At 66.6% G+C, this 18275-nt stretch carries 17 protein-coding genes; 6 read left to right on the top strand and 11 right to left on the bottom strand.

Going from position 1 to position 18275, the window contains the following annotated elements; genetic code table 11:
* Positions 1-22 precede the first annotated feature (22 nt).
* Entirely contained in the window at positions 23-769 is a 747-nt protein-coding gene (locus BGO62_RS13910; protein WP_296642833.1) for a sulfurtransferase, read from the bottom strand.
* Between the two features lie 124 nt (positions 770-893).
* Between BGO62_RS13910 and BGO62_RS13905 the strand changes: the two genes are divergently transcribed.
* The 3 genes from BGO62_RS13905 to BGO62_RS13895 are packed head-to-tail and all read left to right on the top strand — an operon-like array spanning position 894 to position 3207.
* Complete coding sequence (locus BGO62_RS13905; protein WP_296643557.1) at positions 894-1718, top strand: mechanosensitive ion channel family protein; 825 nt, start codon at positions 894-896, stop codon at positions 1716-1718.
* On the top strand, positions 1715-2599 hold the full coding sequence (locus BGO62_RS13900; RefSeq protein WP_296643555.1) for an SAM-dependent methyltransferase: 885 nt from the start codon (positions 1715-1717) through the stop codon (positions 2597-2599). Before BGO62_RS13905 ends, BGO62_RS13900 begins: the two co-directional genes overlap by 4 nt.
* 47 nt (positions 2600-2646) lie before the next feature.
* Positions 2647-3207, top strand: coding sequence for a hypothetical protein (locus BGO62_RS13895; protein ID WP_296643554.1), 561 nt, complete (start codon positions 2647-2649; stop codon positions 3205-3207).
* Between the two features lie 58 nt (positions 3208-3265).
* On the opposite strand, the gene BGO62_RS13890 is transcribed toward BGO62_RS13895, so the two are convergent.
* From BGO62_RS13890 to BGO62_RS13860, 7 genes are all read right to left on the bottom strand, one after another.
* Positions 3266-3808, bottom strand: coding sequence for a YaeQ family protein (locus tag BGO62_RS13890; RefSeq protein ID WP_296643553.1), 543 nt, complete (start codon positions 3806-3808; stop codon positions 3266-3268).
* Positions 3809-3898: 90 nt separating this feature from the next.
* Positions 3899-4105 (bottom strand): cold-shock protein, encoded by a 207-nt coding sequence (locus BGO62_RS13885; RefSeq protein WP_296643550.1) that lies wholly within the window; start codon positions 4103-4105, stop codon positions 3899-3901.
* Between the two features lie 151 nt (positions 4106-4256).
* Positions 4257-4817 carry a TIGR02281 family clan AA aspartic protease gene (locus BGO62_RS13880; RefSeq protein ID WP_296643548.1) on the bottom strand — a complete coding sequence of 187 codons (561 nt, stop codon included), beginning with the start codon at positions 4815-4817 and terminating at the stop codon, positions 4257-4259.
* 106 nt (positions 4818-4923) lie between these two features.
* A complete protein-coding gene (locus tag BGO62_RS13875) occupies positions 4924-5409 on the bottom strand; it encodes a YbaK/EbsC family protein (protein WP_296643546.1) in 486 nt (161 codons plus the stop codon).
* 78 nt (positions 5410-5487) lie between these two features.
* Positions 5488-7932: an ATP-binding protein gene (locus BGO62_RS13870; RefSeq protein WP_296643544.1), complete on the bottom strand. Its 2445-nt coding sequence runs from the start codon at positions 7930-7932 to the stop codon at positions 5488-5490.
* Positions 7933-7963: 31 nt separating this feature from the next.
* Positions 7964-10438: a cation-transporting P-type ATPase gene (locus tag BGO62_RS13865; protein ID WP_296643542.1), complete on the bottom strand. Its 2475-nt coding sequence runs from the start codon at positions 10436-10438 to the stop codon at positions 7964-7966.
* Positions 10439-10493: 55 nt separating this feature from the next.
* The gene (locus BGO62_RS13860) at positions 10494-11708 is read right to left on the bottom strand and encodes a polysaccharide pyruvyl transferase family protein (protein ID WP_296643540.1); all 1215 of its coding nucleotides are present in this window, start codon (positions 11706-11708) and stop codon (positions 10494-10496) included.
* Positions 11709-11808: 100 nt separating this feature from the next.
* On the opposite strand from BGO62_RS13860, the gene BGO62_RS13855 reads away from it, so the two are divergent.
* The 3 genes from BGO62_RS13855 to BGO62_RS13845 all read left to right on the top strand — a co-directional run bounded on the left by BGO62_RS13855 (position 11809) and on the right by BGO62_RS13845 (position 14026).
* Positions 11809-13050 (top strand): MFS transporter, encoded by a 1242-nt coding sequence (locus tag BGO62_RS13855; protein ID WP_296643538.1) that lies wholly within the window; start codon positions 11809-11811, stop codon positions 13048-13050.
* A gap of 32 nt (positions 13051-13082) precedes the next feature.
* Positions 13083-13364, top strand: a complete 282-nt coding sequence (locus BGO62_RS13850; RefSeq protein WP_296643534.1) for a hypothetical protein — start codon at positions 13083-13085, stop codon at positions 13362-13364.
* Between the two features lie 281 nt (positions 13365-13645).
* Positions 13646-14026, top strand: coding sequence for a hypothetical protein (locus BGO62_RS13845; protein WP_296643532.1), 381 nt, complete (start codon positions 13646-13648; stop codon positions 14024-14026).
* 15 nt (positions 14027-14041) lie between these two features.
* Here the strand turns inward: BGO62_RS13845 and BGO62_RS13840 are convergent, their stop codons facing one another.
* From BGO62_RS13840 to aroC, 3 genes are all read right to left on the bottom strand, one after another.
* Positions 14042-15766: an adenylate/guanylate cyclase domain-containing protein gene (locus BGO62_RS13840; protein ID WP_296643531.1), complete on the bottom strand. Its 1725-nt coding sequence runs from the start codon at positions 15764-15766 to the stop codon at positions 14042-14044.
* A 56-nt stretch (positions 15767-15822) separates the two neighbouring features.
* Positions 15823-17298 (bottom strand): phospholipase D family protein, encoded by a 1476-nt coding sequence (locus BGO62_RS13835; protein ID WP_296643530.1) that lies wholly within the window; start codon positions 17296-17298, stop codon positions 15823-15825.
* A gap of 13 nt (positions 17299-17311) precedes the next feature.
* Positions 17312-18275, bottom strand: a 964-nt coding sequence (aroC, locus tag BGO62_RS13830) for a chorismate synthase (protein ID WP_296643529.1), incomplete at its 5' end; no start/stop codon positions are given.

Below are 18275 nucleotides of genomic sequence, written 5' to 3'. Positions count from 1 at the left end.
GAGGCCGCCCTGGCGGGGCGCTTTACCGATGCACCCGCCCCGCTGCCGGCTGCAAATCCGCACCCACCGCCTCACGCTCGTCGAACACGAAGCAGTCGCCGCGGTAGTGCGCGCCGCCGACTTCCTCAAAATACTTGAGGATGCCGCCTTCGAGCTGGTACACGTGCTCGATGCCGACCGCCTTCATGTGGATGGCGGCCTTTTCGCAGCGGATGCCGCCGGTGCAGAACGACACCACGGTCTTGCCGGCATAGTCGGCGCGGTGTTCCGCCAGGCGCGGCGGAAACTCGCTGAAGACGCCGATGCCGTAATCGACCGCGTGCTCGAAGGTGCCGGCGGCGACTTCGTAGTCGTTGCGCGTATCCAGCATCACCAGCGGGCGGCCTGCGTCGTCGCAGCCGCGATCCAGCCACCGCTTCAGCGTGGCCGCCGCCACCGAGGGCGCGCGCCCGGCTTCCGGGCGGATCAGCGGATGCTTCATGGTGATGATTTCCTTCTTCAGCCGCACCCGCATCCGCTTGAACGGCGGTTCGGCCGACAGGCTTTCCTTGGGCTGCAGGTCGGCGAAGCGCGGATCGGACCGCAGATGGGCAACCATGGCGTCGATCGCTGCGCGCGCGCCGGCCAGGAATACGTTGATGCCCTCGGGCGCGAGCAGGATCGTGCCCTTGAGGCGCAACCCCAGGCAGCGCGCGGCAAGATCGGCCTGGAGCGCCTCGCGGTCGGCGAGAGCGACGAACTTGTAGCAGGAAATATTGACGACGGACACGGTAACAACCCCTTCAGCAAGCCGGCATTATCCTGGAAACCTGGCTTCCAGAATAAATACGGAGCGGTTCTGCCCGGCCGGCGGTTTTGATACCCTTCGGGCTTCCCTCCCCCTCTCGCCGACCATGAACGAACAACTGCAAACGCTGGAACACGCCCAGCAAACCGCGATCGATCTCGCCATCCAGTTCGGCCCCAGGCTGCTGGTGGCGCTGCTGATCCTGGCGGCGGGCTATTACGTCGGCCGCTGGGTGGGCAGGCTGGCCGACTCGATGCTGATGAAGCTCGGGCTCGACGCCACCCTGCGCCTGCTGCTGGTGCGCATGCTGCGCATCCTGGTGCTGGGCCTGTTCCTCATCATGGCGCTGCAGAACCTGGGGGTGCAGCTGCTGCCGCTGATCGCCGGACTGGGCGTCGCCGGCGCCGGCGTCGCGCTGGCGATGCAGGGAGTGCTGGGTAATCTGGCGGCAGGGCTGACCATCATTTTCACCCGGCCGTTCAAGGTGGGCGAATACATCGCCATCGTCGACGTTGAAGGCACGGTGGAGGAAATCAAACTGTTCAACACGGTGCTGAGCCATCCCGACCGCTCGCGCATCGTCATTCCCAACCGCAAGATCGCCGGCGAGATCCTGCACAACTTCGGCAGCCTGCGCCAGCTCGACGTGGTGGTCGGCGTGGCCTACGATACCGACATCAAGCAGGCGCTGGCGGCCATCCGCGAACTGCTGGCGGCGCATCCAAAAATCCTGCGGGAACCGGAACCGGTGATCCACGTGCTGACGCTGGCGGACTCCAGGGTGCAGATCGCGATCCGCCCGTGGACCCCGGTGGCCGACTTCCACGCCACATCGGGCGACATCACCCAGGCGGTGCTGGAAACCTTCCGCGAGCGCGGCATCCACATCCCCTTGCCGCAACGCGAAGTGCGTATGCTGGGGGCGGCATGAAGCGCGCCACGCCCGCCGTTGCCGGCACGCCGAAAGCCGCCTACACCGACCCGCTGGCGGAGGTGCTGCGCCCCGGCCAGTCGACCGAACTGCTGAAGGAGCTGCACATCCTGACGCGCGACGGCAAGCTCAACCAGGACAGCCGCCGCAAGCTGAAGCAGGTGTATCACCTGTGCAATTTCATCGAACCGCTGCTGGACGACGTGCTGGCCCGGCAGGACACGCTGACGCTGGCCGACCACGGCGCCGGCAAGTCGTATCTGGGTTTCATCCTCTACGACCTGTATCTGAAGGAGCGCCCCGGCAGCCACATCTTCGGCATCGAAACGCGCGCTGAACTGGTGAAGAAGTCGCGCGAACTGGCGGCGCGGCTCGACTTTCCGCGCATGTCCTTCCTCGGCGCGACGGTAGCGGAATCGATCACCACCGACGCCCTGCCGCCGCGCATCGACATCGTCACCGCGCTGCATGCCTGCAACACCGCAACCGACGACGCCATCCGCTTCGCGCTCGCCAAGCAAGCCCGCCATATCGTGCTGGTGCCGTGCTGCCAGGCCGAGGTCGCCGCCGTGCTGCGCAAGCGCAAGAACGAATCGTTCGGCAAAACCCCGCTGTCGGAAATCTGGCGCCACCCCATCCACACGCGCGAATTCGGCAGCCAGCTCACCAACGTGCTGCGCTGCCTGCAGCTGGAATCGCACGGCTACCAGGTCACCGTCACCGAACTGGTCGGCTGGGAGCACTCGCTGAAAAACGAACTCATCATCGCCACCCATACCGGCACGGCGCGCAAGAACGCGCGCGAGCGCCTGCAGCGGATTCTGCAGGAACTCAATCTGCAGGAGCTCGAAGCGCGCTTTCTCGACCCGCAGCCCGCCTGAAAACAGCCTATGCTGGGAGGAAGCGGGTGTTTGAATGAGATGGCCGAATGCGCGTTTCAGTCCCGAATTTCCCCTTCGCTGAGCTGCTTTTGCTGGGCATGCTGGCAGCTTGCGCCACGCCGCAATACCAGACGACGGTACGCCTGGTTCCGCCGGATGATGCGCAGGGCCAGGCCTGCGTGGAGGGCTGCGAAGCCCAAAAGGCGGCCTGCCAGACCGATTGCCAGGCCCGCTACCAGGCTTGCGCGAAAGCCCTCGAACCGCAGGTGGAAGCGCGCTATGCCGAAGCGCTGAAGGCGTACGAACTCGATCTGCGGCAGTATGCCGCGGCCCTGCGCCAATACGAGATGCAGCTGCGTTTCGAATGGTTTTACAGCCGCCCGTACCGCCACCCGTACTGGTGGGACCCCTGGCCTGGACCGTATTTTCCGCCGCCGTATCCCGAGCCGCTGATGCCGACCCGCGCCGGCGTGCTGGCGCAGCTGGAGAAATCGAATTGCCAGGCCGACTGCGGCTGCCTGCCGGTTTACGACGCCTGTTTCGTCCGCTGCGGCGGGCAGCGGCTGACGGAAACCGTCTGCATCAAGAACTGCCCGCCCGAAAAATGAAACACCCGCGCAGGGGCAGGTCGCGCCTGCATGGCCGCCAAGCCGGTTGCGGCCGCGTTCAGGCAGGCGATTGCAGGGCGGCCAGCGTTACCGGCACGCTCTGCGTATCGGTGTTGATCCAGATTTCGCCGTCCTGCACCATGCATTGCAGGCGCATGCCGCGCTCCGCCAGGGCAGCCAGCGCCTGGCTGGTTTCGGCAGGCAGCTGCAGCACGCTCAGGTTGGAAAACCGCGTCAGCTTGCCGGCGATCTGCTTCCACCACACCTCGCAGCCACTGCCGTAGCACAGCACGACGACCTGCTCGGCGCGGCTGCATGCGCGACGGATGCGCGTTTCGTCGGGCTGCCCGAGGTCGATCCACAGGAGGATCTCGCCGCTCAGGCTCTTGACCCATACTTCCGGCTCGTCGACGTCGAACAGCCCCTTGGTGAAGGCGATGCCGTCCTGTGCGTAAAGGGCATAGGCCAGCACCCGCGCCATCATGCGCTCGTCGGTTTCGGAAGGATGGCGCGCGATGGTCAGCGCGTGGTCGGCGTAGACATGCCGATCCATGTCGGCAATCTGCAGGTCGGCTTTGTAGATGGTGGCTTTGAGCGCCATGGGCAATCACTCGGAAAGGGCGATGGATTGTAGCGTGCGCCCATAAAAAAACCCCGGCGAACCGGGGTTTTTCACATCAGGCCGTAAGGATTACGACACGACCTGGATGTTGGAGGCTTGCTTGCCCTTGGGACCGGTCGTCACTTCGAAGCTGACGCGCTGGTTTTCCTGCAGGGACTTGAAGCCGCTGGAGTTGATTGCGGAGAAATGTGCAAAGAGGTCTTCGCCGCCGTTATCCGGGGTGATGAAGCCAAAACCTTTTGCATCGTTGAACCACTTAACAGTACCCGTTTCCATCTTGTTTCCTATCTATCTAAAAAAATTGAGCGACATGCTCTATCGATCGAATTTCAAGGAAAACGCTTACCAGAGGTACCGCAATTTAAAGCTTGAATCCAACAGACCGTGCATTAATAACATAGATAAACGGGATGTCCAAGAAATATCGTCATTCCCCGCCAAGCGGGCGCAGCATCAGGGTATCGCCGCGCTGGGTGAATTCCAGATGCTTCAGCACGCTCATCCCCAGCAATATCTGATCGCCCGCCATCCCGGGGTTGAGGCTGGCGGCGATGCCGCGCAGCGCGAACGGCCCGAACGCCAGTGCGTCCACCCGGGTGGCGCGGGTGGCGACCGTGCCATTGGCGGTGATCGACCGCTGCGGCGCGCCCGCTTCCAGGCCCAGCTCGCCCGCCAGATGCGCCGGGATCGACACCAGGGTGGCGCCGGTGTCGAGCAGGAAGGTGACCGGCCGGCCGTTGATCGTGCCGGGGAAAACATAGTGTCCGTTGCCGCTGCGCTTCAGCACCAGTTCGGTCCCCGGCGCGACCTGCAGCTGGCGATTGGGATTGTTGCGCGCCTGCAGGCCGTTTTCGAAGTAAAGATAGAACAGCCCCAGCACCAGCAGGCTGGCGACCAGCGCCATGCCGCGTCCGAGCGGACGATGCGGGTTGTGGGAAGGATCGGGTTCTTTCGGATTCACGACGTGGTGACAGTCTGGCTCGTTCATCGTTCCCCGCACGATAACGTGCCGGGCAATCAAGCCGCATTCATATCACACACGCAAGGCAACGGCCTCATGCCGCCCGCGCGGGCGGAACCGGCGCAGGCCGGGCTCAGGCGACGTGCTGCATGCGCGGCTGGCTGAAGTGGCAGTGCGGCGCATCGCCGAAAATGTCGCGCAGATAGCGGGTTTCGATGTGCAACAGGCGCTTGTGGTCGCCGCCTTCCAGATAGACGTCCGGCTGCGCCATCAAATCGTCGTCCCAAACCATTTCCACTCCCCAGGCATTCGGCAGGCCCGGCACCACGCCGGGTTCGCATTCGCTGAACAGCCGGCTCACGCTGGCCTCATCGGCCAGGCTGAACTCCATGCCGTGATCCAGCCCCAGTTTTCCCAGGTGAATTTCCTGATCGGCGGGGATCATCGCCACCATCTGGCAACCCTGGCCGTCGAGCAGCACGCCCTTGGCCAGCCGATTGGAAGGCACCCCCGCCGCACGCGCCGTTTCGGCGCTGGTCTGGGTGTGCGGATGCGCCACGATGTCGAACGGGATCATATGCTGGTCGAGGAAACGTTCCATGCGATGCAGTGCGTTCATGATCGACTCCTTGCAAAAGCAATTGGATGACTTTCACTATAGTCCACCCCTTCCCGCCAGCAGGGCCCGAACGGATCGCTAACGCCGACCGGGGCGGTCGCCGGCACGAAAATGCCGGCGCGGCATCTTGGGGTGCTCCAGCATCTGGCAGGCGCGGCGAAATGCCAGCAGGGCATCCTGCGCATGCCCCAGCACGCTGCCATGGGGAAAATGCCCCGCCGCGTCCGCTTCGCCCGCCGCCGTCCCCGTCAGCAGTTCGATCCCCTCGGTCACATGCTCCGCGGCATGGATATGGAAAAGCCCGCGCGCGACGGCGTCGACCACGCGCGGCTCCAGCATCAGGTGGCGCCGGTTGCGCGCAGGGATCAGCACCCCCTGGCTGCCGTCCAGGCCGGCGGCCTCGCACACGCGGAACCAGCCCTCGATCTTCTCGTTGATGCCGCCCACCGGCAGCACCTCGCCGTGCTGGTTGAGCGCGCCGGTGACCGCGATGCCCTGCCTGAGCGGCAGGCCCGACAGCGCCGACAGCAGCGCATAGAGCTCGGCGCACGAGGCGGAATCGCCTTCCACGCCGTGATACTGCTGCTCGAATACGATGGAGGCATTCATCGAAAGCGGCGCCAGATGGGCGAACAGCGCGGCCAGGTAGCCCTGCAGGATGAACACGCCCTTGTCGTGGATCGGCCCGGACAGCTCGACCTCGCGCTCGATGTTGAGCAGACCGTCCTCGCCCGCGTAGGTATGCGCGGACAGCCGCACCGGCAGGCCGAAGCGGTAGTCGCCCAGATCGATCTGGGTAAGGCCGTTGACCTGGCCCGCCCGGACGCCATGCAGCTCGATCAGCACGTCGCCTTCTGCAATCTCCTCGCGCAGGCGCTGCTCGGGGTAATCGTGGCGCGCGGCGTGCGCCGCCAGCGCCGCCTCGACGTCTGCCGCCGCCACCAGACACGCCCCCCCGCGGGCGCGGCAGATCGCGGCGCTTTCCATCACCAGCGCCTCGGTGCGGGCGAAGATCGCGCTCTCGCGCGCCTGGTCGCCGGCCTCGCGGTGCGATTCCTCGAGCAGGCGCGCCACCGCCGCCGCCGAAAAATGCGGCAGACCGGACAGGCGGCAGGCATGGGCAACGAAAATCGCCGAGGCGCGGCGGGTAGCGGCGCTGGCGACGAAGCTGTCGGCGAAATCGACCTTGGCGCGGAAATGGCGGGCGAATTCCGGCGCTACTTCCTGCAGTTCGTAGTACTGCTCGCGCGAGCCGACCAGCACCAGCTTGACCTCGGCGTCGACCGCCTCCGGCACCAGCGACACCGCCGCGATCGGCGAGAACGACACACCCGGCTCCTCGATCTGCAGCCGCCCGCTGCGCAGGAAGCGCCGCAGCTTCTCCCACACCAGCGGATCGGCCAGCACGTCGGCGAGGTGCAGCATCAGGAAGCCGCCGTGCGCCTGCAGCAGGCTGCCGGCGCGGATGCGCGTGAAGTCGGTTGCCAGCACGTCGTTCTCCGACTGGTACTCGATGCTGCCGAACAGCGTGCGGAACAGCGGGTTGTCCTCGACGATCACCGGCGCGCCGGAAAGACCGCCGTTGTCCACCACCAGGTTGACGCGGTAGCGCGCCAGCGCGGCTTGCAGGCCATCCAGCCGCTCCTCGTCGCCTTCGCCGCCGCTGAACAGCTCCAGCTTGTCGAACACGTCCTGCTCCAGCGCGTCGAGCCAGGCGTTGAGCTTGGCGGCGTCCTTGATCTGCTTCTTCAGGCCGGCGCGGATCGCCTGCAGTTCGCGCTCGACCAGCGGCTTCACCACCTGCCGTCGCAGCGCCGCCAGCGTCTCGTTCATCGCGCGTTCCAGCGGCTGGGTCTTCTCGATGTAGCGGGTGATCTCGGCGCGCAGTTCCTGCTCGGCCTGCTCCACCGCGGCGCGGCGCGCCTTCGGCAGCGCCAGCACCTCGTCCTCGGTGAGCGCCTGCCCCTTCTTGCCGGTCAGCGTGAACACCATGCGCCCGGCCTCGCGGTGCAGCGAAAAGCTGCGCGCCTCGGCAAACGCCGTCAGCTCGGCATAATGCCGCGCCACCTCGTCCTTCCAGGCCTGCTCGATGCGCTCGCTCTCGGCCTTGTAGTCCTGTCCCTCGAGCCGCTGCGGGATATCGCTTTGCAGCGTCTTCACCGCCTGCGCCAGCAGCTGCCGCAGCAGCCGCCCCTCGCCGGCCGGCAGGCGCAATGCCAGCGGCCGCTCCGGCGCGTCGAAGTTGTGCAGGTAGCAGAGATCGGGCGGCACCCGCTTGCTCGCCGCCACCTCGCGCATCGCCTGCTTGAGCAGCGAGGAGCGGCCGCTGCCGACTTCGCCGAGCACGAACAGGTTGTAGTTGGGCTGATCCATGCCGAGGCCGAAGCGTGCGGCCGCTTCGGCGCGCGCCTGGCCGATCCATGGCAGGGTCTCGTCCTGCAGTTCGGAGGTGTCGGCGAACCCCAGCGTGGCAGGATCGATGGTCAGGCGCAGGTCGGCGGGGGGCAGGATGGCGATGGGCATGGGAAGTGACACTGAACTCGGATGAACGGGTTCATTTAATTCTAAACGGCGCGGGCAGCAAGGTAAGCGCGGACAGCAGGGAGGCGAGCAGGCCGCCGGCCAGCGCCAGCAGCCAGTCGTCGAGGTGCAGCGGGCGCAGGTGCAGGAATGCGGCGAGGAACGGAATCTGCACGAACAGCAGCGACAGGGCCAAGGTCCCCCCGACCATGGCCCAGGCCGCCGGGGTGCGCAAGCGGCTGAGGTTGAGGGTGATGCCGGCGCTCGCCGCGGTCAGCGCCACCAGCGCCATCGCACGCGCGTGCTCGACGTCGAAGCCGGCGCCGAGGCTGCGCACGTAGCTCACCGACACGATCACCGTCACCGCCGCGCCGACCGCCGCGATCATCAGCCACTGCCGCAGGCTGAAGAAGCGCAGGCGCCGCGTGCGCACCACCGGGGCAAGCTGCGTGTCGCCCGGCATGTCCTGGAACACGAGCAGCGCCGTCGGGTGGATGATCAGTTCCAGCCAGACGATGTGCACCGGCAGGTACAGCAGCGGGTAACCCGCCAGCGGAATCAGCGCGGCGGTGAGGACGAGCGGAATGTGGATCATCAGGAGATACAGGAAGCTCAGCTGCAGATTGGCGAACAACTGCCGTCCCTCGGCGATCGCGCGCACGATGCTGCGGAAGTTGTCGTCCAGCAGCACGATGGCCGCGACGTCGCGCGCGCTGCGGGTGCCGCGCTCGCCCATGGCGATGCCGATATCCGCCGCCTGCAGGGCCGGCACGTCGTTCACGCCGTCGCCGGTGACGGCGACGATCTCGCCCTGGGCCTGCAGGGCGCGCACCAGCGAGAGCTTCTGCGCGGGAACGGCGCGCGCGATGACGTCGACTTCGTGCAGGAATGCCGTTTCGCCGCGCGCCAGGCGCGCCTCCATCGCCTCGCCTACGATGACGACGGGATCGGCCCCGCCCAAGCCCACTTCTCTGGCCACGGCGCGCGCGGTGGCCGGATGGTCGCCCGTCACCATGACGACCTGGATGCGCGCCGCCCGGCAGATCTCCAGCGCCGCCTTCACGCCGGCACGCACCGGGTCCTCGAAAGCCAGCAGGCCGGCGAACTGCAGGCCGTGGTCGGGTTCGCCGCCCGGCCAGGCGGCCGCATCGAGTTCGCGCCAGGCGCAGGCAATCACCTTGTGGCCGCTGCCCGCCAGCTGCTCGACCCGCGCCAGCCATGCAGCACGTGCGTCGTCCGCCAGCATGCACATGGCAAACAGCTGCTCCGGCGCGCCCTTGACGGCGGACAGCAGCGCGCCGTCAAGGCGCAGGATGCGGGTCTCGCGCTTGCGGTCCTCGGTGAACGGGAACGTGGCCACCGGCACGCCATCGGGGGGATGGCCGAGCGCGTCGAGAATCGCCAGATCCATCGGGTCACCGGTCTCGCGCCGCGACGCCACCGCGGCCAGGTGCAGCAGGCGATCCGGATCGACCCCCGGCGCCGGGTAGTGGTGGGTCAGCTGCAGGCGCCCTTCGGTGAGGGTGCCGGTCTTGTCCGAACAAATGCACGACACCCGGCCGATGTTTTCCACCACCACCGCGCGCCGCACCAGTGCCTGCCGCTTGGCCAGGCGATACACGCCGACGCCGAGGAAGAAGGTCAGCACCACGGGGAACTCCTCCGGCAGCGCCGCCACCGCCAGCGTGACTGCGGAAAGCAATGCATCGAGCAGGCCATGGCCCTGCTGCAGGCGCACCCACGCCAGCATCAGGCAGATCAGCGCCGCGCTCGCCAGCAGCACCGCGACCAGGTTGCCCACCGCGCCCTGCAGCGGGGTACGCGTGGCCGCCCCGCGCGTGGCCGAGCGCACGATCTCGCCGTATAGCGTCTCACCACCGGTATGCACGACGCGCAGCCTGGCCTCGCCGGTGAGCAGGCGGGTGCCGGCAAAGCCCCAGTGCTGGCTGTCGACTTTCGCTTCGTCGTCGAGGCGGGGCAGCTCGGCCAGGGGAAGCTTGCGCACCGGATAGGCTTCGCCGGTCAGCGCTGACTCGTCCGCCTGCAGCGCATCGCCGCGCACCACCAGGCCGTCGGCCGGGAAGGCCTCGCCCACGCCGACCACGACCAGATCGCCCGGCACCAGTTCGGTGGCCGCGACGCTGCTCTCCGCGCCATTGCGCAGCACCGTCGCCACGCTGGCGAGGCGGCTGCTGAGCCCGGCGGTCGACGCGTGGGTGCGGCGATGCAGGAAGGCATCCATCCCCAGAAAAGGCAGCAGCGCGACCAGCATGATGATCGCCTCAGTCCACTCGCCGACGAAAGCGAATAGCGAACTGGTGCCGAGCAGGAACCACACCATCGGGTCGCCCAGGGTGGCGCGCACCAGCAGCCACCAGCCGCCGCGCTCGGTCTCCAGGATCAGGTTCGGTCCGAAACGCTGCATCCGCGCTGTCGCTTCTTCAGCCGTCAGGCCCCAGTCGGCCTCCGGCAGTCCCTGCAGTCGATCAAGCGGCACGGTTCTCAGCATGGCGGGCGCAAACAGGGGCTGGAAAGTTCTGATCTACGCAACTATAGCCGCAGCGCTATTCGGCAGGAGGCGCCACCAACTTGGCCCACTGGGCCAGGCTGTGCCGGTATTGCACGCGCAGTTGCGCCGCATTTTCCTGCAGCATGCTCTCGGGCAGGGCCAGCGCCTGCCTCAGCGCGGGTTCGATCTGCTCGATCGTCACGCTGCGCGGCACCGCGTCCGGCTCCCAGGTTTCGGCAAAGGCAGTCAGCTTGTCTGGACGCCGGCCCTGCTGCGGCGGGAACAGGCTGACCCGCGGCAGGCCGTAGGCTAGTGCGACGATCCGCCCATGCAGGCTGCTGCTGACCACGCCGCGGCTGGCGGCGATCAGGGCGCAGATGTCCCACAGGTACAGCGAGGGGAAGCGCCGCGCCGTGCCGGGGGGCAGCCGGCGCAGCAGCTTCTCATGCAGTTCCGGATCATCGTGCCAGGGTGCGCTGCCGGCACGGAACAGCACCAGCCCCAGCCCCGCCTCGGTGGACGCGCGCAACAGCCCCTGCGCCAGGGCGTCGAGACTGGCGTCGTCGCCGAAATCCGCGCTGAACTGGCACGCCAGGTAACCCCGGGGCCAGGCCTCGCGCAACGCTTTCACCGCGCCCTGCTGCTGGTGCCTGCGGATCACCGCGCCGAAACAGTCCGCCACCATCACGGCCGGGTCGGGACACAGCGGAACGTCGATTCCCTCCCGCCGCAGCGCGTCCCGCGTGACGTGATCGCGCACGCTGGCCCAATCCGCCTGTCCGATCGCCGTCCGTGCTTCGGCGCGCTGGGCGTCGGATAGAAGCGCCCATTCCACCCCGCCGACCGCGTTGAAGATCAGCCGCCCCGCCGGCGCCACGGCGTCGCGCCCTGCCACGTAGGGGAGGCTGCGCGCAGTGCCGAGTTGCCGGGCGGCCCACGCCGCGGCGGCAACCGGATCGTCGTCATAACGCGCAATGGCCGCGGCGGCCGTAGCAGGGTCGAGCAGCATGGCCGCGGCCTGGTAGGCGCTGCAACTCAGTAGTTCGCCGCCGGCATGGATCAGGTGGGCAGGCCGTGCCTTTCCCGCCGCGGCAAGCGCCCGCACCCGGTGCCCGCCGAAGGTCCGCAGATCGCGCGCGGCCAGGCCAGCAAACTCGAACGACGAGCCCGGCAGCAGGGCTGTCATCAGGTGGGGGAACAGCAGGTCGCCGAAGTTATGGCGGTCGAAGGCGCCGAACAGCAGCAGCGGGGTTTCGCCAAGCGATTTCATTTCTGCATGGTCGGATCAGTTCATTCAGACCTGGCCCCTGATTCGCGCGCTGCGCCATTTCCCACTACATTCTAGGAAACCCGGAACCTGAAATCGCTTGATGAAACCATCCCGGCCATCTTTCTTCGTCCTCATCGCGCTCATCGGCGGGCTGGCCATTTTCAGCTCCACGCTGTCGAAAACCCCGGTGCTGCCGCTGTTCGCCCAGTCGCTCAACGCCACCCCCGCCGAGATCGGCTGGATCGTAATGGCGTCGACGCTTCCCGGCGTGCTCATCAGCTATCCCGCCGGCGCGCTGTCCGACCACCTCGGCAAGCGCCGCGTGCTGCTCGCCTCGCTGGTCGTGTTCGCCACCGCGCCTTTCCTCTATCTGGTGATCGAAACCGCGTGGCAACTGATGGCAGTGCGCTTCTACCACGGCTTCGCCACCGCGATCTTCGGCACCGTCGCCTCCGCGGCGATTGCAGAAAGGTACAGCGCCGACCGCGCCGCGCGGCTGTCGACCTATTCCTCGGTCACCATCGTCGGCCGCTCGATCGCGCCCTTCCTCGGCGGCACGCTGATTTCGCTGGCGAGCTTCGGCGCGGTGTACGTCGCCTGCGCCATCGCCGGCGTACTGGCGCTGGGCGCGGGGCTGCTGCTGCACCCGCAAGGGGTGCGCCGCCAGACGCTCGCCCCTGACGGGGCGGTCTTGGCGCAGCGCGACCACGAGCCGACGCCGAAGGGCAAACTCGAACTGCCGCATTTCTGGGCGAGCCTCGCCACCGTGCTGCGCGACCGCGGCATCATGCTGGTGAGCACGGTCGAGGCCGCGCAATATCTCGTCTTCGGCGCGATCGAGGCCTTCCTCGCGCTGTACGCGTCCTCGCTCGGCATTCCCGCCTGGCAGATCGGCGTCATCCTCGGCGTGCAGCTCGTCAGCATCGTGTTCGCCAAGCCGCTCATGGGCCGCGTGTCCGACCGCGTCGGCCGCCGCCGGGTGATCCTGCCGGGCCTCTTGATCGGCGCGACGAGCGTGGTGCTGCTGCCGGTGTTCCCCAACGTCGTCGGGCTTTCCGTGCTGAGCCTCGCGTTCGGTCTCGGCTTCGCCACCGTCACCTCGTCCACCGCCGCCCTCGTCGCCGACCTCACCAAGGATGGCCGCTACGGCGCGTCGATGGGCGTGCTGCGCACCGTGATGGACGTCGGCCAGTCGATCGGTCCGGTACTCACCGGCTTCATGGTCGGTGTCGCCGGCTACGCCAGCGCCTTCGCGCTGCTGGCGGCGATCCTGGCCGCCGCGGCCCTGATGCTGGGGCTGTTGTTAAGGGGTGTGGATAAGGGCGCGCCGGAGAGGCTATAGTGACCGGGCCTGTTGCTCCCAAGGAGATCGTCATGCGCATCCGTACTCTGCTCGCCACGCTCGCATTCGTCGCCACCGGCTTCGCCTTGCAGGCCGTCGCCGATTCCATCCCCGCGCCCGCCGTCCAAGCGGAAGCCCTATCGCCCGAAGCCTGCCTCGCCCGCGCCAAGGGTGACCGCGTCGCCCAGCTCAGCTGCTGCAAGGCCCACAAGGGCGTCTGCGGCTGCCGCGCCGGCAAGATCGTGTGCTGCGACAACACCACCAGCACCGAGCCGGGGTGCACATGTCATAGGGATGAGGGTGTTACTGAGTAAACAGTTGAGCCAACACTAAGAACGCGCTCGACCTTACGCTAACCAAGATGTTGATTCACGGGCCTTGCGCCTATTGCGGAACCCATCACATCAAACGAACGAAGGGGCACATTTTGCCGCGTTCGATGTATCCCGACACGCTCCCGACCGCGAAGCGCCTTACTGTCCCTGAGTGCCTGGAGTGCAAGAAACTCTGGGAGGATGCTGAACCCCACTTTAGAAACATCATTCTCTCAATCTGGGACCCCGTCGCCCTGCCCTCGGATAGCAGGACTGCAAGTATGTTTCGCAGTTTCAAGCAACCTGATGGAAGAAGGCGTGCAAACGACCTCCTTGCGAGAATCAAATCGGGAGAGCAAGAAGCAATCCACCCTGCCAAAGATTCTTTGTTCAATTTGGTATTGCGACGCATTGTGCGAGGACTGTGCCACAAGCACCAAATCGAAACCGCTGTTGAAGACCATCGAGTCCATTGCGATGTTATGCGCTGGGAAATTCCCCAGGAGTTTGAAGCTATGCTCACCTGGAATTCAATTAGCGATAACTTTTTTCGCTATGCGTATGCGGTCATCAACGATCATCAGATCAACTCGTTCTGGCTTCTTCATTTTTCAAAACACATCATGTTTTTCGGTGTGGTTGATGATGAAGTCCAGTGTTGAGTGCTTACGCAACGATTACTTACTCCCCGCCACCCAAACCCCGTCCCACCCCGCTTCCGGTGGCGCCTGCCGGAACGCCGCGATGCGCTCCAGCATGACCTGGCTCGGCTTGTCGCCCGGTGCGTTGACGAGGCAGTCATGGAACGCGGCTTCGGCCGCCTCCCAATCCTGCGCGCGGTAGCGCGCGAGGCCGGATTCGTAGGCCTGCACGGCCTTGCGGGTGGTGTCGCTGACCTCGTCGGCGAGCCCGATCAGTTCAAACACCTTCACCGGCTCCAGCTTGCCGACGACGCGCAGGCTGTCGATCTCGCGAAAGACGAAGCTGTCGCCCGCCAGGCTGCGCGTGCCTTCGCTCACCAGAATCCGCGTGCCGTAGAACTTGTTGGCCTGCTCCAGCCTTGATGCGAGGTTCACGGTGTCGCCGATGACGGTGTAGCCGCGCGAGGTTTCGGAGCCGATGTTGCCGACGGTGACTTCGCCGCTGGCGACGCCCATGCGCACGTTGACTTCGGGCAGGCCCTGCTTCATGCCGAACAGGTCGGGCAGCGCGGCACGGAATGCCTCCATCTTGCGCATCTGTTCCAGTGCGGCGAGGCAGCCGAGACGCGCGTGGTCGGCGGGGTCGGTGAAGGGCGGGCCCCAGAAGGCCATGACGGAGTCGCCGATGTACTTGTCGACGATGCCCTGCCGGGCGCGGATGACGTCGGCCATCATGGCGAAGTAGCGGTTGAGGAAGCGCACCGCGGCGTCCGGGGTGAGGCCTTCGCACATGCGGGTGAAGCTCTCGAGGTCGGAGAAGAACACCGTCATCACCTGGCGCTCGCCGCGTTCGGCCGGAATGCGGTTCTCCAGCAGGTTCCTGACGATGCGGGGATCGACGTACTGGCCGAAGGTTTCGCGGATGCGCTCCTTCTCGCGCAGGCCGACCACCATGTGGTTGAACGAGGTGGCGAGCGTGGCGAGTTCGTCGTGGGTGCGCACCTGGATTTCCACTTCGAGGTCGCCCGCCTCGACCGCGCGCGTACCGCCCAAGAGACGCTTGACCGGATCGACCAGCGAGCGGGTGACGAAAGCGGCGAAGATGAGGCCGAGCGCGGTGGCGATGGCGGTGACGATCCAGTTGAGGGTGGTGGCGCGCGCTTCCTCGGCCTTGGCTGCGGCGGCGGTGTCCTGGGTGAGTTTGTTGAGGAGGTCGATCGTCTTGCCGATCTCGACGTCGACGCGGTCCTTCTCGCGCAGCAGGGCCTCGCGCACCAGCTTCTCGGAACGCGGATTGCCCTCCTCGGCCTCGATCTGGAACAGGCGGAAGCTGCGGTGGAACTGCTGGCGCGCGGTCTGGATCGCCGGCAGCTGCTTGCCCAGCACGGCCAGCGTCACGCGGTCGAGCTGGATAACCTGCTGCGCCTCAGCCTCGCCCAGCATGCGCAGCGAGGAATCGACGATCTGGTCGGCGTTGATGCCGCGCATGTCGAAGCCGGTCGACTCGTTGGCGATGAACTCGGGGTCGGGCCTGGCGGCGTCCATCCCTGCCATCACCCGTTCCATGTGCACCATCTGCTGGCGGATCAGGATTTCCACGCTGGCCACCTGCTGCTGCAGCGGCAGGTACCAGTCGGACAGCGCACGCACCTGGTTGTTGAGCTGGCGGAAGTTGAGCACCGACAACCAGGTAACGACGACCATCAGCACCAGCAGGGCGAGCGTGATGCTGAAGATTTTCAGGCTGATCGGCAGTCGCATGGCGTCACCTCACGGGAATTCATTCACCCTAGCGCACGCCGCGAATTCGTCCAAGCCTACAGCAAAGGCTTCAGCGGCAAGAGCTGCCACAGCCGCACATGCCCGCGCCTGGTCAGCGGCACGTACTGGTCGGGTTCGTCGCGGGCGCTCCAGCTGTTCTCCGGCTGCATGTCGGCTTCGATGATCGCCTGCAGGCGCTGCGCGAGGCCGGGGTGATGGATGACCGCGGCGACCTCTGTGTTGAGATTCTCCGAGCGCGGGTCGAAGTTGAAGGTGCCGACGCAGGCGATCTTGCCGTCGATGACCATGCTCTTGGCGTGCAGCGCGAACACCGGCGGCTCGGTGGGTGGATTGGCGCGCGACAGCAGTTGCGCGCGGTTGGCGGGGTCGGGTTTGTATTCGCGGATGTCGAGGCCCATCTTCAGCAAAGATTTGCGCTGGCTGCGATAGCCGGAGAAGGCCTGCAGGTTGTCGGTCGAGGCGAGCGAGTTGGTGAGGATGCGCACCTTGACGCCGCGCGCGACGGCCGCCTTGAACAGGGCCTTGGCTTCGTCCGACATCACCAGATAGGGCGACTGGATGACGATGGATTCACGCGCCCCGGTGACCAGCTTCGCCAGCGCGGCCGAACTCCGGCCGCCGCCGTCGAGCAGCCAGCGGCGGTCGTTCTTGCCCGGTACATCGTGGATGAAGTCGACGCGGCCCCAGGCCATCTCGCGCGCCAGGCGCGCGAACGAGTCCGGCGTCGCCGCGATGGCGTCGCGCACCTGCGGCGCGAAGTTCTCCGGCTGCGCGGCGTAGGCATGTAGCTCGCGATAGACCTGCTGCACCTCGGCGGCGCCGACCTTGACGTGCTTCTGCATCAGCCCCCAGCCATCGTAGAGGGCCTCTACCGGCACGGACAGTTTGCTCGCCCAGAACGCATCGAAGTTCGCGCGCATCGTTGTCACCGCTTCGCCGAGCAGCAGCACGTCGCGGTCGCGGAAGGTGTAGGCCTGGTCGTAGTCGAAGTATTCGTCGGCCATGTTGCGGCCGCCGGTGATCGCGACCTTGCCGTCGACGATGAAGGTCTTGTCGTGCATGCGTTGGTTGACGCCGCGAAAGTCGGTGACGACGTTGAGCACGCGCTTGTGTAGCGGCGTGCCGACCTGGTGCTTGGGGTTGTAGATGCGGATCTCGACGTTGGGATGTTTGGCGAGCGCGAGCAACGTCTTGTCGGGCGCGTCGATCAGCAGGTCGTCGACGATGACGCGCACCTGGACCCCACGCTCGGCCGCGCGCAGCAGCGCCTCGCTGGCGAGGATGCCGATGTTGTCGCTGCTCCAGATGAAGTACTGCACCTCGATCGAGCGCTCGGCGTGGTCGGCGAGCCAGGCACGCGCCAGCAGCGCTTCCTCGCCGGTATCGAGCAGATAGGCGCCGGTCTGCCTGGGATGGGCGGCGAGCTCGGTGTCGACGACGGCGAGCGAGGCGGCGGCAGCGGGGCCAAGAGCGGCCCACATCAGCAGCGCGAGGAAGAAGCGCCGCATCATGCCGGAAAAACGATCAGCCGGCCTGGCCCGGCACCACCGGGGTGCCGCTCGCGACGTCGCCGCACTGCGCGCGGTGGCGCAGCGCGTGGTCCATCAGCACGATCGCCATCAGCGCCTCGGCGATGGGGGTGGCGCGGATGCCGACGCAGGGATCGTGGCGGCCGTGGGTGACGACCTCGATCGGCTGGCCGTTGAGGTCGATCGAACGGCCGGGCAGGCGCATCGACGAGGTGGGCTTGATCGCGACGTGAGCGACGATAGCCTGGCCCGACGAGATGCCGCCGAGCACGCCGCCGGCATGGTTGCTCAAAAAGCCTTCCGGCGCGATCTCGTCGCGGTGCTCGGTGCCCTTCTGCCGCGCCGCCAGCATGCCGTCACCGATTTCCACGCCCTTGACGGCGTTCAGCCCCATCAGCGCATGGGCGAGGTCGGCGTCGAGCTTGTCGTACAGCGGCTCGCCCCAGCCGGGCGGCACGTTCTCCGCCACCACGCTGATCCTGGCGCCGACCGAATCGCCCGACTTCCTGAGCGCGTCCATGTAGGCTTCAAGTTCGGGCACGATGGCCGCATTGGGCGAGAAGAAGGCGTTGTTGCCGATTTCGTCCCACGACTCGAAGGGAATGTCGATCGGCCCCAGTGCGCTCATGTAGCCGCGGATCACGATGCCGTATTTTTCGGCCAGCCACTTCTTGGCGATGGCGCCGGCGCCGACGATGGGCGCGGTAAGTCGTGCGGAGGAACGGCCGCCGCCGCGCGGGTCGCGGAAGCCGTATTTCTGCGTATAGGTGTAGTCGGCGTGGCCGGGGCGGAAGGTGTCGGCGATGTTGCCGTAGTCCTTGCTGCGCTGGTCCTCGTTGCGGATCAGGAGCGCGATCGGCGTGCCTGTCGTCTTGCCTTCATACAGGCCGGAGAGAATCTCGACGCTGTCGGATTCGCGGCGCTGGGTGACGTGGCGCGAGGTGCCGGGTTTGCGGCGG

Source organism: Thiobacillus sp. 65-1402 (assembly GCF_001897685.1).
Lineage (GTDB): Bacteria > Pseudomonadota > Gammaproteobacteria > Burkholderiales > Thiobacillaceae > Thiobacillus.
Note: the sequence above shows the minus strand (reverse complement) of the source record. Positions and strands in the feature narration are given on the sequence as shown.

Bases quoted from the DNA above. Each gene is read 5' to 3' on its own strand.
- BGO62_RS13905 (WP_296643557.1), top strand. From the start codon at position 894: ATGAACGAACAACTGCAAACGCTGGAACACGCCCAGCAAACCGCGATC.
- BGO62_RS13900 (WP_296643555.1), top strand. From the start codon at position 1,715: ATGAAGCGCGCCACGCCCGCCGTTGCCGGCACGCCGAAAGCCGCCTAC.
- BGO62_RS13895 (WP_296643554.1), top strand. From the start codon at position 2,647: ATGCGCGTTTCAGTCCCGAATTTCCCCTTCGCTGAGCTGCTTTTGCTG.
- BGO62_RS13890 (WP_296643553.1), bottom strand. From the start codon at position 3,808: ATGGCGCTCAAAGCCACCATCTACAAAGCCGACCTGCAGATTGCCGAC.
- BGO62_RS13885 (WP_296643550.1), bottom strand. From the start codon at position 4,105: ATGGAAACGGGTACTGTTAAGTGGTTCAACGATGCAAAAGGTTTTGGC.
- BGO62_RS13880 (WP_296643548.1), bottom strand. From the start codon at position 4,817: ATGAACGAGCCAGACTGTCACCACGTCGTGAATCCGAAAGAACCCGAT.
- BGO62_RS13875 (WP_296643546.1), bottom strand. From the start codon at position 5,409: ATGAACGCACTGCATCGCATGGAACGTTTCCTCGACCAGCATATGATC.
- BGO62_RS13870 (WP_296643544.1), bottom strand. From the start codon at position 7,932: ATGCCCATCGCCATCCTGCCCCCCGCCGACCTGCGCCTGACCATCGAT.
- BGO62_RS13865 (WP_296643542.1), bottom strand. From the start codon at position 10,438: ATGCTGAGAACCGTGCCGCTTGATCGACTGCAGGGACTGCCGGAGGCC.
- BGO62_RS13860 (WP_296643540.1), bottom strand. From the start codon at position 11,708: ATGAAATCGCTTGGCGAAACCCCGCTGCTGCTGTTCGGCGCCTTCGAC.
- BGO62_RS13855 (WP_296643538.1), top strand. From the start codon at position 11,809: ATGAAACCATCCCGGCCATCTTTCTTCGTCCTCATCGCGCTCATCGGC.
- BGO62_RS13850 (WP_296643534.1), top strand. From the start codon at position 13,083: ATGCGCATCCGTACTCTGCTCGCCACGCTCGCATTCGTCGCCACCGGC.
- BGO62_RS13845 (WP_296643532.1), top strand. From the start codon at position 13,646: ATGTTTCGCAGTTTCAAGCAACCTGATGGAAGAAGGCGTGCAAACGAC.
- BGO62_RS13840 (WP_296643531.1), bottom strand. From the start codon at position 15,766: ATGCGACTGCCGATCAGCCTGAAAATCTTCAGCATCACGCTCGCCCTG.
- BGO62_RS13835 (WP_296643530.1), bottom strand. From the start codon at position 17,298: ATGATGCGGCGCTTCTTCCTCGCGCTGCTGATGTGGGCCGCTCTTGGC.